16 protein-coding genes are annotated in these 14,340 nt (G+C 64.2%); 6 read left to right on the forward strand and 10 right to left on the reverse strand.

The window, feature by feature from the left end:
- Positions 1–51: 51 nt before the first annotated feature.
- Positions 52–486: a heme-binding protein gene (locus V2L18_RS16495; protein ID WP_336179490.1), complete on the forward strand. Its 435-nt coding sequence runs from the start codon at positions 52–54 to the stop codon at positions 484–486.
- 104 nt (positions 487–590) lie between these two features.
- Here the strand turns inward: V2L18_RS16495 and phaR are convergent, their stop codons facing one another.
- Positions 591–1,199 (reverse strand): polyhydroxyalkanoate synthesis repressor PhaR, encoded by a 609-nt coding sequence (phaR, locus tag V2L18_RS16500; RefSeq protein WP_336179383.1) that lies wholly within the window; start codon positions 1,197–1,199, stop codon positions 591–593.
- Positions 1,200–1,648: 449 nt separating this feature from the next.
- Between phaR and V2L18_RS16505 the strand changes: the two genes are divergently transcribed.
- On the forward strand, positions 1,649–2,833 hold the full coding sequence (locus tag V2L18_RS16505; RefSeq protein ID WP_336179384.1) for an acetyl-CoA C-acetyltransferase: 1,185 nt from the start codon (positions 1,649–1,651) through the stop codon (positions 2,831–2,833).
- A gap of 122 nt (positions 2,834–2,955) precedes the next feature.
- Entirely contained in the window at positions 2,956–3,684 is a 729-nt protein-coding gene (phbB, locus tag V2L18_RS16510) for an acetoacetyl-CoA reductase (protein ID WP_336179385.1), read from the forward strand.
- Positions 3,685–3,836: 152 nt separating this feature from the next.
- Here the strand turns inward: phbB and V2L18_RS16515 are convergent, their stop codons facing one another.
- Positions 3,837–4,238, reverse strand: coding sequence for an MAPEG family protein (locus tag V2L18_RS16515; protein WP_336179386.1), 402 nt, complete (start codon positions 4,236–4,238; stop codon positions 3,837–3,839).
- Between the two features lie 17 nt (positions 4,239–4,255).
- A complete protein-coding gene (locus V2L18_RS16520) occupies positions 4,256–4,897 on the reverse strand; it encodes a DNA-3-methyladenine glycosylase 2 family protein (protein WP_336179387.1) in 642 nt (213 codons plus the stop codon).
- Between the two features lie 147 nt (positions 4,898–5,044).
- Here V2L18_RS16520 and gluQRS point away from each other — a divergent pair, with 147 nt between their 5' ends.
- Positions 5,045–5,947, forward strand: a complete 903-nt coding sequence (gluQRS, locus tag V2L18_RS16525; protein ID WP_336179388.1) for a tRNA glutamyl-Q(34) synthetase GluQRS — start codon at positions 5,045–5,047, stop codon at positions 5,945–5,947.
- 8 nt (positions 5,948–5,955) lie between these two features.
- Here the strand turns inward: gluQRS and V2L18_RS16530 are convergent, their stop codons facing one another.
- Positions 5,956–7,545 carry a gamma-glutamyltransferase gene (locus V2L18_RS16530; RefSeq protein WP_336179389.1) on the reverse strand — a complete coding sequence of 530 codons (1,590 nt, stop codon included), beginning with the start codon at positions 7,543–7,545 and terminating at the stop codon, positions 5,956–5,958.
- Positions 7,546–7,799: 254 nt separating this feature from the next.
- Here V2L18_RS16530 and V2L18_RS16535 point away from each other — a divergent pair, with 254 nt between their 5' ends.
- Positions 7,800–8,354: a DUF2585 domain-containing protein gene (locus tag V2L18_RS16535; RefSeq protein ID WP_336179390.1), complete on the forward strand. Its 555-nt coding sequence runs from the start codon at positions 7,800–7,802 to the stop codon at positions 8,352–8,354.
- A gap of 55 nt (positions 8,355–8,409) precedes the next feature.
- Here the strand turns inward: V2L18_RS16535 and V2L18_RS16540 are convergent, their stop codons facing one another.
- From V2L18_RS16540 to V2L18_RS16560, 5 genes are all read right to left on the reverse strand, one after another.
- Complete coding sequence (locus V2L18_RS16540; RefSeq protein WP_336179391.1) at positions 8,410–9,387, reverse strand: WD40 repeat domain-containing protein; 978 nt, start codon at positions 9,385–9,387, stop codon at positions 8,410–8,412.
- A gap of 97 nt (positions 9,388–9,484) precedes the next feature.
- Positions 9,485–10,048 (reverse strand): hypothetical protein, encoded by a 564-nt coding sequence (locus V2L18_RS16545; protein ID WP_336179392.1) that lies wholly within the window; start codon positions 10,046–10,048, stop codon positions 9,485–9,487.
- On the reverse strand, positions 10,011–11,291 hold the full coding sequence (rlmN, locus tag V2L18_RS16550) for a 23S rRNA (adenine(2503)-C(2))-methyltransferase RlmN (protein WP_336179393.1): 1,281 nt from the start codon (positions 11,289–11,291) through the stop codon (positions 10,011–10,013). Before rlmN ends, V2L18_RS16545 begins: the two co-directional genes overlap by 38 nt.
- A gap of 162 nt (positions 11,292–11,453) precedes the next feature.
- Positions 11,454–11,948 carry an invasion associated locus B family protein gene (locus V2L18_RS16555; protein ID WP_336179394.1) on the reverse strand — a complete coding sequence of 165 codons (495 nt, stop codon included), beginning with the start codon at positions 11,946–11,948 and terminating at the stop codon, positions 11,454–11,456.
- 212 nt (positions 11,949–12,160) lie between these two features.
- Positions 12,161–12,712 carry an RNA methyltransferase gene (locus tag V2L18_RS16560; protein WP_336179395.1) on the reverse strand — a complete coding sequence of 184 codons (552 nt, stop codon included), beginning with the start codon at positions 12,710–12,712 and terminating at the stop codon, positions 12,161–12,163.
- A 157-nt stretch (positions 12,713–12,869) separates the two neighbouring features.
- On the opposite strand from V2L18_RS16560, the gene V2L18_RS16565 reads away from it, so the two are divergent.
- Positions 12,870–13,844: an NADPH:quinone oxidoreductase family protein gene (locus V2L18_RS16565; RefSeq protein WP_336179396.1), complete on the forward strand. Its 975-nt coding sequence runs from the start codon at positions 12,870–12,872 to the stop codon at positions 13,842–13,844.
- A 39-nt stretch (positions 13,845–13,883) separates the two neighbouring features.
- Here V2L18_RS16565 and V2L18_RS16570 read toward each other — a convergent pair whose 3' ends face one another.
- Complete coding sequence (locus tag V2L18_RS16570) at positions 13,884–14,282, reverse strand: response regulator (protein WP_336179397.1); 399 nt, start codon at positions 14,280–14,282, stop codon at positions 13,884–13,886.
- Between the last annotated feature and the right edge of the window lie 58 nt (positions 14,283–14,340).

A 14,340-nucleotide genomic window follows, 5' to 3' on the forward strand; every position in this document is an offset into this window, starting at 1 on the left:
CTAGATCAGGACACCCTTGTGAAAACCCACATTCTTTCGAGGCTGAAAACCATGACGGACCTGTCGCTCGCAACCGCCCAGACGATCATCGCCGCCGCCATGGACAAGGCGGCCGAACTCCGGATCAAGCCGATCACTGTCGCGGTGCTCGACGCCGGCGGCCACCTGACCGCGCTCGCCCGTCAGGACGGCTCCTCGATCATGCGACCCCAGATCGCCTACGGCAAAGCCTACGGTGCGCTCGCCGTCGGCACGGGCACCCGCTGGCTCAACGCGAATGCGGAGAGCCGTCCGCACTTCATCCAGGCGCTGAACGGCGCGTCCGGGGGCTCCATCATTCCGGTTCCCGGCGGCGTCATGATCCGCGATGGACAGGGAAAGCCCGTCGGCGCCGTCGGCATCACCGGGGACACCTCCGACAATGACGAGGCTTGCGCCGTGGCAGGAATTCAGGCCGCAGGCCTCGTCGCCGATACCGGCGCCTGACGATCGCGCAGCAGAGCCGGAAAGAGCAAAGCCCGGGCGCCGAATCTCACCTTACGGCGTCCCGGCCAGCGTCTTGGCCAGCGTCTTGGCCAGCCTCCCGGCTCTCATCCCTTCGGTTTCGCGAGCTCCTCGAGTTGCTTCTGCATGTCGGCAAGCTGCTGCTTCAAGGCGTTGAGGTCGCCCGCTTCCCGTTTGCCCGTGCCTTCGCCTGTGCCCTGATCGCCAGCGGCAGCCGGCTGCCCTTCCTTGCCACCCTCGGCCCCGGCAGGAAACGGCATGAACATCCGCATGGCGCGCTCGAACATTTCGGTATTGCGGCGGACCTGCTCCTCCATCGCATCGAAGGCGGTCGCCCCGAAAGTCTGCGACATCTGCTCGCGAAGCTTGTTCTGTTCCTTGGTGAGCGAGGCCATGGAATATTCGAGATAGCTCGGGACGAGCGCCTGGATCTGGTCGCCGTAGAACCGGATGAGCTGGCGCAGGAAGGTAACGGGCAGCAGGTTCTGCCCCTTGGCTTCCTGCTCGAAGATGATCTGCGTGAGAACCGAACGGGTAATGTCTTCACCCGACTTGGCATCGAAGACCTGGAAGTCCTCCCCGCTCTTTACCATCGACGCCAGGTCTTCCAGCGTGACATAGGTGCTGGTGCCTGTGTTGTAGAGGCGCCGATTGGCGTATTTCTTGATCGTTGTCGGTCCGTCTTTCTTTGCCATTTTGCCTACCGCGTTGTTGCGCGCAAGTTGAATGCCGGAGTGCGGGTTGTCCGGATCGAGCGGGCCGGACAATGCGCGTCACTCCCAAGTATTCACGGGAGCATGAACCCTGCCGCCTGACCGGATCGGAACCGGCGGCGAATTTGCTCTCTAGGCACGGGACCGACGCCGCCCGTTCGCGAACGCGTCCGTCCTGTTTCCCCCTCTGCCACCACGATATGCCAAACGTCCTTGGATTCACCACCGCTTTTTCTCGCTTCTGCGAGAAGAGTTTGCGAGCGCACGATAGCTGCGCCTGTCTCCCTGCCCCGCATTCGCGCTCTTGCGTCACAGCGGTTGACTTCAGGGAATGTAGGAGCAGTATTCCTGCCAATGGAAAACCGCCCGGTGCCCGATTTTTTTAGACCTTTCGGTTCCGCGCGCCCCCATGCCCAAAGCGGAGAGATTCAATGGACGCACGTTCGGATATCGTCATCGTCAGCGCCACGCGCACGCCTGTCGGCGCATTCAACGGCGCCTTCGGCAACACGCCGGCCCACGAGCTCGGCACGGCCGTCATCCGCGAGGCGCTCACGCGCGCAGGCGTCGAGGCGGCCGACGTCGACGAGGTCATCTTCGGCCAGGTCCTGACCGCCGGCCAGGGACAGAACCCGGCCCGGCAGGCCGCGATCGCCGCAGGCATTCCCGAAGGCGCGACCGCGCTCGTGGTCAACCAGGTGTGCGGATCGGGCCTGCGCACCGTTGCCCTCGGCATGCAGCAGATCCTGTCCGGCGATGCCTCCGTCATCGTTGCCGGTGGGCAGGAATCCATGTCGCTCTCGCCGCACTGCGCCCATATGCGCGGCGGCTACAAGATGGGCGACTTCAAGATGATCGACACCATGATCAAGGATGGTCTGTGGGATGCCTTCAACGGCTATCACATGGGCACGACGGCGGAGAATGTCGCCGGTCAGTGGCAGATCACCCGGGCTCAGCAGGACGAGCTTGCCGTCGCCTCGCAGAACAAGGCCGAGGCGGCCCAGAAGGCCGGCAGGTTCAAGGACGAGATCACGCCGGTCACGATCAAGGAGCGCAAGGGCGAGCGTATCGTCGAGGACGACGAGTACATCCGCCACGGCGTGACGATCGACAGTCTCGCCAAGCTGCGTCCCGCCTTCGACAAGGAAGGCACGGTCACCGCCGGCAACGCCTCGGGCATCAACGACGGCGCAGCCGCCGTCGTGCTGATGAGCGCTGCGGAAGCGGACAGGCGCGGGCTGAAGCCGCTGGCGCGGGTCGCCTCCTGGGCGACCGCCGGCGTCGACCCCAAGGTGATGGGCTCGGGCCCGATCCCCGCATCCCGCAAGGCTCTGAAGAAGGCAGGCTGGACGGTCGAGGACCTCGACCTTGTCGAAGCCAACGAGGCCTTCGCCGCTCAGGCCTGTGCGGTCAACAAGGACATGGGCTGGAACCCGGAAATCGTCAACGTGAACGGCGGCGCCATCGCCATCGGCCATCCGATCGGCGCCTCCGGCACGCGCATCCTCGTCACGCTTCTGCACGAGATGAAGCGCCGACAGGCGGCGAAAGGCCTTGCAACGCTTTGTATCGGCGGTGGAATGGGCATCGCCATGTGCCTCGAAAACGCCTGACTAAGACCAAGGGCGGGGTGATCACATCCCGCCCTTTTCTTTAGGCTGTCGCTTGAGTTGGGAGAGTGGGCGCGACCGGAACAAAGCGGCGCGCGCGTCGAGGATCAGGTTAGGGGGAAACGATGAGTTCAGTTGCAGTGGTCACCGGTGGCACGCGGGGCATCGGGGAGGCGATTTCGCGTGCATTGAAAGACGCTGGATACACGGTCGCGGCGACCTATCACGGCAACGTGGAAAAGGCCGAAGCCTTCAAGGCACAGACCGGCATCCATGTCTTCAAATGGGATGTGTCGCACCCGGAAGAATGCGTCGACGGCATCGCCAGGGTCGAAGCGGATCTCGGCCCGGTGGATGTTCTCGTCAACAACGCCGGCATCACTCGCGACGGGATGTTCCACAAGATGACGTGGGAACAGTGGCGCGAGGTTCTCTCCACCAATCTGGACAGCATGTTCGCCATGACCCGCCCGGTTATCGAAGGCATGCGCGAACGCGGCCATGGCCGCATCATCAACATATCCTCGATCAACGGCCAGAAGGGGCAGATGGGGCAGGCGAACTATTCCGCCGCCAAGGCCGGCGTCATCGGATTCACAAAGGCGCTTGCCCAGGAAAATGCCCGCAAGGGGATCACCGTCAACGCCATCTGCCCCGGATACATCAACACGGACATGGTCGCCGCCATGCCGGAAAAAGTTCTGGAAAGCATCATTTCCACTATCCCCGTCGGCCGCCTCGGGCACCCGGAGGAGATTGGCGGGCTCGCCGTCTACCTGGCGTCGGAAGCCGCGGGCTTCATGACAGGCGCGGTTCTCACGATCAACGGCGCGCAATATATCGCCAACGGCTAGGTCGGCACACGCTGATATTGATCAGGCACGCCTGCAAGGCATAGCCCAGTGACTTGATATTATTTATTTATTTTCGAACGAGCCAAATGTTCCCGACACCGCGGGCGGTGTGCGCCAGAGCGGGCCCTATTGGCTTGGAGCAACGGCGTGTCCTATCCGGAAATGATCACGGCCAGATCGACAAGGATCATCGCGATCATCGGAATGAGGCTGAGGATCATTCCGCCGGAGCGCAGAAACATGTTCGATTTCAGGAATGCCAGGCAAGATCCGTGCATGGCGCGTCCAACGAGAAACGCCGCCGCGAGCGGGCCAAGCCACAGCGCGGCGGCACCCTGCATCTCGCCCACAAGCACGAGCAGGACGAATAGCGGCGCGACCTCCACGAGGTTTCCCTGGGCGCGAATGGCCCGGTGAAGCTCCGGATTGCCGCCGTCGCCAAGCGATACCCGGCATCGTATCCGCAACTGGATAACGCGGCTGGTCAGGATCACGAAGAGAATGGCCAGACCGCAAACCAGAAGCGTACTGATGGGCAATGTGACGTCGGACAACTGGATTCCCTTTCCTCTCACAAAGGCAGCACGTCCCGCCCCTGGCGCAACGTCCTGTAATAGGCCCAGAAAAGCCGGGCCGCGATGCCTCGCCACGGCTGCCAGGCCCGCGCCATTTCCGCAACCTCCCTCACGTTCGGCCGGACCTCGAGCGCGAAGGCGACGCGCAGCGCTTCGCGCAAGGCGAGATCTCCGCAAGGGAAGATATCCGCATGGCCCGCGCAGAACAGCAGGAAAATATCCGCCGACCAGGGCCCTATGCCGGAGATCGCACAAAGCCGCGTGTGGGCTTCGTCTGCGGGTGCTTCGGCGAGCGAGGTGAGATCGAGCCCGTCGCTGAGAGCCGCGCAGACGGCCCGCAAGGTCCTGATCTTCGGCCGGGAGAGGCCGACGGCCGCCAACGCCGCATCATTATGCGACGAGAGCGTTTCGGCGTCGAAAGGATCCACCAGCGCCTCCAGGCGCGAGAAGATGGCAGCTGCGCTGGCGATGGAGACCTGCTGCCCGACAACGATATGGGCAAGGCCCTTCAGATCAGCCGGCCGCCGGCGCAGCGGCAACGGCCCGGCGGCCGCCGCGACCGGTTTCAGGCGCGGATCGAGAACCAGCAACGCATCGAGCCCGTTTCGAACATCGCGTTCACACGTTATCGTCTTCAAGAAGCGCCTTTCACGATCCCGCATCCGTGCCCTTATGCTATTCCATAGCGAACGCGAGGCGAAGAGACGATCAGCGTGCGCCTTTCATCTGCTATGCAACATTGAACGTGCAGGTTTCCCGTGCCCGCGCAGCCTGTCGGACCAGACATGCCCCATCGCCCCGTATTGCGTTTCGCCCCCTCCCCGAACGGATTTCTGCATCTCGGCCACGCCTATTCCGCCCTGCTGAACCAAAGACATGCTGCGGATCTGGACGGCCGGCTGCTGTTGCGCCTGGAAGACATCGACACCACCCGTTGCAAGCCGGAATACGAAGCCGCGATCTACCGCGATCTTTCGTGGATCGGGCTTGAGTGGGAAGAGCCCGTGCGCCGGCAATCGGACCATTTCGATGCCTATGCGGATGCGCTCCGTCAGCTCGACGCGATGGGGCTCATCCGGCGCAGCGTCGCGAGCCGCCGCGAGATCCGGGAGGCGGCGGCGCGCGCAAGCGCCGAAGGCAGGCCCTGGCCGCGCGACCCGGACGGCGCGCCGCTTTTTGGCGGGGACGAGGTCATTCTCGATCCGACCGAAATCCGACGCCGACGGCGGGAGGAGCCGCAGGCCCTGCGGCTCGACACGAAAGCGGCCCTTGCACGCCTTGGCGACGCTCCGCGCTGGCTGGAGACCGGAGCCGGTCATCGGCAGGAAATCGTCGCCGATCCTCTGGTCTGGGGCGACGTGGTGCTGGCGCGCAAGGAGACCCCGACCAGCTATCATCTGTCCGTTGTCGTAGACGACGCGCTTCAGGGCGTCTCACATGTCGTGCGCGGCCGCGATCTCCTTCAGGCAACGGCCATTCACCGCCTGCTCCAGGAGCTCCTTCGACTGCCGGCGCCCGAATATCATCACCATCGCCTGATTCTCGACGAGAGCGGCAGAAAGCTCTCCAAATCCGCCGCATCGACGGGGCTTGCCGAATTGCGGAAAACCGGAGCCACGCCCGAGGATATCCGCAATCTGGTCGCTCTCGCCGACGATAAAGCCGCGGATACGCCATTCAGCGCGTGACGCCTGCCCTATCCGCAGGCCGCGCCGCCATCCGCGCGCGGATCGTGTACGCCCATGAGCGCACCGGATGGCTCGCGCACGATCATTCCCGCATGGCCCATCGTGTCGGAATAGGCCGCATCGAGCACCACCACCTGATGGCCCGCCCGCTCAAGTGCCCGCACCAGATCGGGATCGAAACGATTTTCCAGCCGCAACGCCGTTGTCTCGTCACCCCAGGTGCGGCCCAGCAGCCAGCGCGGCGCATCGACAGCGGCGCCAAGATCCTGCCCGTGCAAGATGGCACGGGAAAACACCGCGGCCTGTGTCTGCGGCTGCCCCTCGCCGCCCATGGTGCCGTAGACCACGGTGCGGCCGTCATCGAGCCGCGCAAGCGCCGGATTGAGCGTGTGGAAGGGTCGCCGGCCCGGCTGCAGCGGATTGACGGCATCCGGTTCGAGCGAAAAGCTCGCTCCCCGGTTCTGCATCAGGATCCCGGTGCGCGGCGAGACGCAGCCCGATCCGAATTCCCAATAGATCGACTGGATGAAGGAGACCGCATTGCCCGCCGCATCCATCGCACCGAGCCAGACGGTGTCGCCATCCTTCGCCACATGCGGCCACGGGGCGGCGCGCCGACGATCTATCTCGCCAGCTTCGCGGTCAAGCCAGTCGGGGGAAAGGAACTCCGCCGGATCGATGTCCATGTACGCCGGATCGGTGACGATGCGATCGCGCACGAGAAACGCGCGCTTTGTGGCTTCGATCAGGCCATGTATATGCTCGAAGCTTTCTGGCCGGGCGACCTCCAGCCGGTCGTAAAGCCCAAGAATGATGAGCGAGGCGAGCCCCTGCGTCGGCGGTGCCGAATTGAAGAGATGGCCGGCCTTGATGCGCGTGCGAAGCGGAGGCCGCAGGCGGGCTTCGTAGGCCCTCAGGTCATCCCGCGTGACGGGCGATCCCATCGCATCGAGATCGGCGGCAAGCGTGGCCGCGACATCGCCGCGGTAAAAGTCGGCGAAACCGGCATGACCGAGATGATCCAGCGTGTCGGAAAGCCGCTCCTGGCACAGCGAAGCGCCCTCGGCGGGAGCTTTCTTGTTCAGAAGATAGACATCGGCAAAACCCGACTGACCGCTGAGTTCCGCCAGCTTTTCGGCCGTCAGCGCAGCCTGGCTGCGCGACACGACGATCCCTTCGCGCGCGCGCCGCACGGCATCGCTCAAAAGCTCCGCGACAGGCAGTCCGCCGCCCAAATGCGCGGCGATCTCGTGCGCCCTTGCCCACCCACCGACCGTGCCGGGCACGGTGAGGGCGGCAAGCGGCCCTCTGGTGGGAACGATGTCGCACTCCGCCTTGCGATAGGCCTCGATGGAGGCCTTGCGCGCCGCCGGACCGCAAGCCTCGACATACCAAGGGTCGCGGCCCTGCGGCGCGATCAGCCAGAAACCGTCTCCGCCGATCGCGTTCATGTGGGGATAGACAACCGCGATCGTGGCCGCGGCCGCGATCATGGCGTCCACGGCGGTCCCCCCGGCGGCCAGCACTTCCGCGCCGGCCTTGGCCGCCGCCATGTGAGGCGCGACCACCATGCCGGCGGTCGAAGTGATCGTCTCCATGCAAATCTCCGAATGGGCGGAAAGCGCGCCAGATCGACACCTTGAGCATATTCCTGCCGATCGGATTGACGATATCTGACCGGAACACGCTCTGGAGAACCCGTCGTTGCGGACGGATTCCTTCTATGTATCACCTGCGTCGTGCATTTAATGCTGCAATCGGGAATAGCATCTTCGCTCTAAAGGAAGCATTGATCGCAGGACGCAGACCGGCCGGAATGGCGTTCGCAAAACCGGCATCGGAAGGATGGCTAATGACAACTCGGAAATACTGGATCGCGGGCCTTGCGATCATCGCCGCCACGGCGGCCACACTGCTGGCCATGGGCCGCATTCCCATTTGTGAATGCGGCTATGTGCGCCTGTGGTCTCCGCCGGAGGATCTGGCCGGAAACTCGCAGCACATCGCGGACTGGTATTCGCCCTCCCATGTCATCCACGGTTTCCTTTTCTATGGCGCGTTGTGGCTTTTGATGCGTTCGCGACCGATTGGGGCCCGTGCCCTGATCGCAATCGCGGTTGAGGCGGCATGGGAGATCGTCGAGAACAGCCCGTGGATCATCGATCGCTATCGCGAGGCGACCATTGCGGTCGGCTATACGGGCGACAGCGTCCTCAATTCGGTCAGCGACATCCTCTTCATGCTCGCGGGGTTCTTCATTGCCGCACGCTTGCCCGTGTGGCTGACAATAGCGATCGGCATAGTTCTGGAATTGCTGGCGCTGTGGGTCATTCGAGACAATCTCACGCTGAACGTGATCATGCTCCTCTACCCGTCCGAAGCGATCCGGGCCTGGCAGGGCGGTTAACGGACATGCCGGTCCCGAATGGACCTGTCCGTGCTGGCGGGGATGGGCAGATCCGTCAAGGCAGGGCGATCACGCCTGCAGCCCCTTCTTCCGTTCCGAAGGCGAGCTTCATGCCGTCCGCGCTCCACGCCAGCGACGAGACCGGCCCGTCGCCGGGACGGCGCAGAACCCGTTCCGCACCGTCCTGGAACCGGCTGGCGAGCACAAGCCCGTCCTGGTAGCCGATCGCGATCGCCTCTTCCTGCGGATGACAGGCGACGAAGGTCACCAGGTCTCCTTCGCCGCGCGCACCGAGCTGCAGGGGCTCCTGCCCCATCGGGCCGGACTTGCCGATGAAGGGCCACAGGATCGTCGCCGCCGCGCCCGACGTGGCGAGATACTTTCCGCGCACCGTCCACGACATCGACTTGACCTTGGTCGGATAGCCCGTCATCCGCATGTCCTGCCCGTCGGCAAGCCGCCAGCCGTGCAACGCGTTTTCCTGCATGGACGTGACGACATATTTCCCGTCAGGGGACCAGATCACCGCATTGTGGGCGCCGGCCCAGGCGAGATCCACGGGCTTTCCCGTCGTGTTGACCCAGTAGAGCGTCGCCCCGCCGTAGCGCGCCATGGCGAGCCGCATGCCCTTGGGGGCGAAGGCCAGACCGCCGACGGCGCGCTCGATGGCGAATTCCTTCTCGACACCGTTGCGATCGCGCGTCCACGCGGTGCGCCCGCTGGCGAAGGCGACGACCCCGTCCGGTCCCGTGGCGAGAATGTCGATCCATTTGCGCGGCCGCTCTGCCAGCACCTCAAGCGCGCCGTCGCCCGAGATCTGGACCACGCGTCCGTCATCGCCGGATGTGATCAGGCTGCGGCCATCGCGCGAGGAGCTTGCGGCAAGCACGGAGCCCTTGTGCGCCTGCACCACCTGAGGTTCGGCACCGATCAGATGAACCGTACCGTCCCCCAGAGCGAAACAGGCGACATCGCCGAGAAAGCCGGCGGAAACGACGAAAGCACCAAGGGACTGGGGAGCGAGTGTGGGCATCTGGGATCCGGAAACGTCTGAAAACGGGACGCACCCGGGCTAGCAGCCCTCGGCGATTTCGGCAAGCGGCTTGGAGATCTGGAAACGCCCCGGCCGACTACGCGCCCGCGCCGGGGGCCCCCGGCCTGGTGATGCCGGATCCACGCCCGGCGATCAGCCAGTAGACGAAGCCGCCGACGAAACCTGCGGCGAGAAAGAGGTTCCAATCCGGCGGCAGGCCCCGCGATCCAGCGTCCGGCACCCATGTGGCCACCACAAGCGCGATGGCAACAAGCCCGCCGATGAGCACGTGGTAGAGAATGCTGCGAAGCCTGAGAATTTCCGCCGCAAGGATGGCAAGGGCTGCGGGCACGAAGGCGAGACCGCCAACGATGCTGGCACCGACGGTGCCGACAATGACCCGCGTCACCGTATCGGCGACATCGACCGCGTCGCCCGAGGCCCGGTAGTCGTAGACGAGAAACTCGGACCCGACATGCCAGTGGTCGAAGACCCACGCGGCGGGCATCCAGTCCGGCACGGCGAATGCCAGAAAAAAGCTCGCCGCGACCACGGCCAGACAATAGCCGAAGACGATCGCGAAGAGCCTGCCGAAGACGTGAAACCCGTCCATGTCGAGGCCGTCAGCTTCCGGCCAGCGGCGCGTGAGAGGTCTCACCATGCGCATCGCCCGAAGCGGCCTGCGCGGCTTCCAGCTTTTCGCGCTCGACCCGCTTCAGCCGCTCCGATTCGCTCTTCAGCTGGCCGCAGGCGGCGAAGATATCGCGGCCGCGCGGCGTGCGGATGGGCGAGGCGTACCCTGCCCTGTTCACATAGTCGGCAAAGACCTCGATCTGCTCCCAGTCGGAGCAATCATAGGGCGAGCCCGGCCACGGATTGAACGGAATGAGATTGATCTTCGCCGGGATACCCTTCAGGAGCCGCACCAGCTCCTTCGCATCCTCAAGCGAATCGTTGACACCCTTGAGCATGACGTATTCGAAGGTGATGCGCCTGGCGTTGGAAAGACCGGGATAGGCGCGGCAGGCGTCGAGAAGCTCCTTCAGCGGATACTTCTTGTTGATCGGCACCAGTTCGTTGCGCAGATCATCGCGTACCGCATGCAGCGAAATGGCGAGCATGCAGCCAATTTCGCTGCCCGCCTTGCCGATCATCGGCACGACGCCGGACGTCGAAAGCGTGATCCGACGCTTGGAAAGGCTCAAGCCCTCGCCATCGGAGGCGATCAGAAGCGCCTTCTTCACCTCGTCGAAATTGTAGAGCGGCTCGCCCATGCCCATCATCACGACGTTGGAGACGAGGCGCCCCTCGCTCGGCACGAAAGCCCCCTGGGGCGTGTCGATCTCGGGGAAATCGCCGAGCCGGTCGCGCGCGACCATGATCTGGGCGACAATCTCCTCCGACGTCAGGTTGCGCACGAGTTTCTGCGTTCCCGTGTGACAGAAGGAACAGGTCAGCGTGCAGCCGACCTGCGAGGAGACGCATAGCGTCCCGCGCCCCTCTTCGGGAATGTAGACCGTCTCGATCTCCACCGGCTTGCCGGCTCCGCGTGAAGGAAAGCGCATCAGCCACTTGCGGGTGCCATCGACCGATATCTGCTCCAGCACCAGTTCCGGGCGCGCGAGCGTGAAGGCATCGGCCAGCTTCTGGCGCAACTCCTTCGATACGTTCGTCATCCGCTCGAAATCGCAAAAGCCGCGCACATAGATCCAGTGCCAGAGCTGCGCGACGCGCATGCGGATCTGCTTGTCGGGAACGCCGACGCTCGACAAGGCCGCGGCAAGCTCGGAGCGCGACATGCCGATGAGCGAAGGCTTTTCGCCCGTCGAGGCCACGACAGTCGGCCTCGGCGTGATCGTCCTGCCGGCCGGGCGTGTCTGGGTCAGATCGAGAGATACCGCCATCGGTTCGCTCTTCGTTATGCGCTGCGTGTGAGCTTTGTGGTGAAACGTCGATACGGCAAAGGGGCGGCGACTGCTCGTCACCGCCCCCAGCCCGTTTTTTCTATATATCGCTTTTCGCCGAGGATGCGAGTCCGCAACCGGCGAAAACCCGGGCGCACCGATCTACTGGCAGGCCTTGTCAGCAGCATTGATGGCCGCCGTGACGCCCGACAGGGACACCGTGTAGGAGGTGTTGGTGTTGCGCGAGGACACCCCGGAGAGCTTCATCGAACGTCCGGCCTTCATGGCCGCGATCAGGCGCTGCTCTTCCGCTGCATTCTCCACCCAGGCGCCGTCGCCCTTCGTGAACATCGTGAACATGTTGCCGTCGATATTCACCGCCACGGACGAACCTTCCTTGAAGGGATAACCGACCAGGAAGCTCGGCTCGTCGCGAACGTTCTCGCCGGGCCGGGTCGAGACGAACACGAAGACCTCGCCGTGGTTGCGATCGGCGGGCTGCATGTCGGTGGGTTTCGACAAGGCGTAGCATACCTTGCCCTTCTGGCCCGTATGGGCGTAGGCGGCCCAATCGTTGAAGGTGCTCAGGAGGGAGGGGGACTGCGCGTTCGCGGCAGCGCCCGAGAGAGCGAGGGCCAGAATGGCCGTAGCCAGCATACGTGCTTGCATCATCTCCAAACCGCTTGTCTTGATTAAAATCGGGCCGGCCGATTTCATCGGTCGTAAACCTCAATCAAAGGTTACCCGAACCAGGGTTACGAAAGGGTTGACCTCTCCAACGACCTTCCACGCCGAAGGTCCGGACCATTTCGGTGGGTTCGGCCAACGCTGGCCCGAAAATTCTGGCGAGAGTGTGGCTTTCGAGCCACTCAGCCTTCCAGCGTCCGCCGTGTCGCGCCAGTGCGCGTGATCGGACCGCCGTGCACATGGTCGGCCAGTCCCTCCCGCGGAGCCCCTCCGACGAGCGGCCGTTCGGCAAATCGTCCCATGGTGCGAACACGGTCGTACATGACGATCGCACCGGCCGTCGCCACGTTGATGCAGAACCCCGTGGGGATGCGGATCACGTGGTCGCACCGCTCCAGCATCTGGGGCGACAGCGACCCGCGTTCCGGGCCCAGAACATAGGCGGCCCTGAGCGGATGACCAAAACTGGGCAGATCGACCGCATCGTCCGTCAGTTCCACCCCGACGAGCTTGCACCCGCCGGGCAGCTGCATTTCCTCGATCGATTTCCAGGCGTAATAGGGCGTGTGATCGGGGGTGCGCGATGTGTCGGAGGGAGGCACCCGGCCGAGACGCTTGTCGGCATCAACCGTGAAGACGAACGCGGCGCCGAAACCATGAGCGGTGCGTATCAGGTTTCCCAGGTTCATCACCTTGGAGACACCTTCGATTCCGATCGCGAAATAGCCGCGCATACAAGTACTTCCCGGTTCTTGCCGGCACCATTCCCTGTCGGCAGGCCGGCCGTTGCGATCGCTGTTCGACCGATTATGGTTAACGAAATCTTTCAATGCCGCTGGCCGCATGATACCAGCGGTGTGGGGATCTAGCGAAAAACGGGCTGAAACACAAATGAAGGCCGTCCTTTGCAAGGCCTACGGGCCACCGGACACGCTTGTCGTTGAAAACCTGCCGGACCCGGAGCCGGGACCGGGCGAGGTGCTGATCGACGTCAAGGCCGCCGCGCTGAACTTCTTCGACACGCTCATCATCGAAGACCGCTATCAGGTCCGCCCGGAAATGCCGTTCTCGCCCGGAGCCGAACTGGCCGGCATCGTTCTTTCGGTCGGCGATGGGGTTACCCGCGTGAAGGCCGGGGACCGCATCGTTGCCTATACCCGCTTCGGCGCCTGCCGCGAGCGCGTCGTCGCCAGCGAAGACGATATCGTCCCGATGCCGCAGGGCGTCTCCTTCCAGGTCGCGGCGGGAATAATGGTCACCTACGGAACGACCCTGCACGCGCTGAGGGGACGGGCGAACCTTCAGCCCGGCGAAACGGTCGCCGTGCTGGGAGCGTCCGGTGGCGTGGGTCAGGCTGCGGTGGAAATCGCGACGCTCATGGGCGCCCGCGTCATCGCCTGCGCCTCGTCGCGGGAAAAGCTGGAATTCGCGCAACGTTTCGGCGCCGCGGAGACGGTGAACTATGCCGAGGAAGACCTCAAGGCGCGGCTGAAGGCGCTAACGGGCGGCTGCGGTGTCGACGTGGTCTACGATCCGGTCGGCGGCGACCACGCCGAACAGGCCCTGCGGGCGACCGCCTGGCGCGGACGCTATCTCGTGGTCGGCTTTGCCGCCGGCACGATCCCGAAGATCCCGCTCAATCTCGTGCTTCTCAAGGGCTGCGATATCCTGGGCGTCTTCTGGGGCGAGGCGATCGTGCGCGAACCGGAAGAGCACTGGGCGGACGTGACGCAGCTTCTGGCATGGGTGGAGGAAGGAAAGCTCAAGCCACACATTCACGCGGTCTATCCGCTGGCCCAAACGCCTCAGGCGCTGGCCGAATTGGCGCAGCGGCGCGCGCGCGGCAAGGTCATTGTCGAACCTTGAGGCCCCGCCCCCGCAACGAAATCCGTCAGGCGCAAAGTGTCAGGCGTAAAGCCTGTTGCGATCGTCATCGATGACGCCGGCAATGGCCAGCGAAACGGCGCGGCGGATATCCGCCAGCGAGAAGGGCTTGGTCACCACGTCATGGACAAGCGCTTCCAGATTGTGCGCGCGCTCGCGCTGATCGGCAAAGCCGGTCATCAGCAGGATGCGAAGGGATGGCCAGTCGCGGGCGACGACGAGCGCCAGCGCAATACCGTCCATCACCGGCATCTTGATGTCGGAAAGCAGTAGGTCGAAATTCCCGCCGGCCCGTGTGATGACGTCGACGGCCTGCGCCCCGTCTTCGGCAATTTCCACCGTATGGCCGTCGAGTTCGAGCGCCCGCTTCACGAAGGAGCGGACCGCGTCGTCGTCCTCGGTCACCAGTATCCGTGCCATCCTCAACCTCCTGTCCGGAACGCCGATCCCGTTGTTCGGCGTCGGAGCGTCTGGAGCC

This window comes from Breoghania sp. JC706 (assembly GCF_037026715.1).
In the GTDB taxonomy this organism is placed as follows: Bacteria; Pseudomonadota; Alphaproteobacteria; order Rhizobiales; family Stappiaceae; genus Breoghania.

Excerpts from the sequence above, each read along its gene's own strand:
- V2L18_RS16495 (WP_336179490.1), top strand. The coding sequence starts at position 52 with ATGACGGACCTGTCGCTCGCAACCGCCCAGACGATCATCGCCGCCGCC.
- phaR (WP_336179383.1), bottom strand. The coding sequence starts at position 1,199 with ATGGCAAAGAAAGACGGACCGACAACGATCAAGAAATACGCCAATCGG.
- V2L18_RS16505 (WP_336179384.1), top strand. The coding sequence starts at position 1,649 with ATGGACGCACGTTCGGATATCGTCATCGTCAGCGCCACGCGCACGCCT.
- phbB (WP_336179385.1), top strand. The coding sequence starts at position 2,956 with ATGAGTTCAGTTGCAGTGGTCACCGGTGGCACGCGGGGCATCGGGGAG.
- gluQRS (WP_336179388.1), top strand. The coding sequence starts at position 5,045 with ATGCCCCATCGCCCCGTATTGCGTTTCGCCCCCTCCCCGAACGGATTT.
- V2L18_RS16530 (WP_336179389.1), bottom strand. The coding sequence starts at position 7,545 with ATGGAGACGATCACTTCGACCGCCGGCATGGTGGTCGCGCCTCACATG.
- V2L18_RS16535 (WP_336179390.1), top strand. The coding sequence starts at position 7,800 with ATGACAACTCGGAAATACTGGATCGCGGGCCTTGCGATCATCGCCGCC.
- V2L18_RS16540 (WP_336179391.1), bottom strand. The coding sequence starts at position 9,387 with ATGCCCACACTCGCTCCCCAGTCCCTTGGTGCTTTCGTCGTTTCCGCC.
- V2L18_RS16545 (WP_336179392.1), bottom strand. The coding sequence starts at position 10,048 with ATGGTGAGACCTCTCACGCGCCGCTGGCCGGAAGCTGACGGCCTCGAC.
- rlmN (WP_336179393.1), bottom strand. The coding sequence starts at position 11,291 with ATGGCGGTATCTCTCGATCTGACCCAGACACGCCCGGCCGGCAGGACG.
- V2L18_RS16555 (WP_336179394.1), bottom strand. The coding sequence starts at position 11,948 with ATGCTGGCTACGGCCATTCTGGCCCTCGCTCTCTCGGGCGCTGCCGCG.
- V2L18_RS16560 (WP_336179395.1), bottom strand. The coding sequence starts at position 12,712 with ATGCGCGGCTATTTCGCGATCGGAATCGAAGGTGTCTCCAAGGTGATG.
- V2L18_RS16565 (WP_336179396.1), top strand. The coding sequence starts at position 12,870 with ATGAAGGCCGTCCTTTGCAAGGCCTACGGGCCACCGGACACGCTTGTC.
- V2L18_RS16570 (WP_336179397.1), bottom strand. The coding sequence starts at position 14,282 with ATGGCACGGATACTGGTGACCGAGGACGACGACGCGGTCCGCTCCTTC.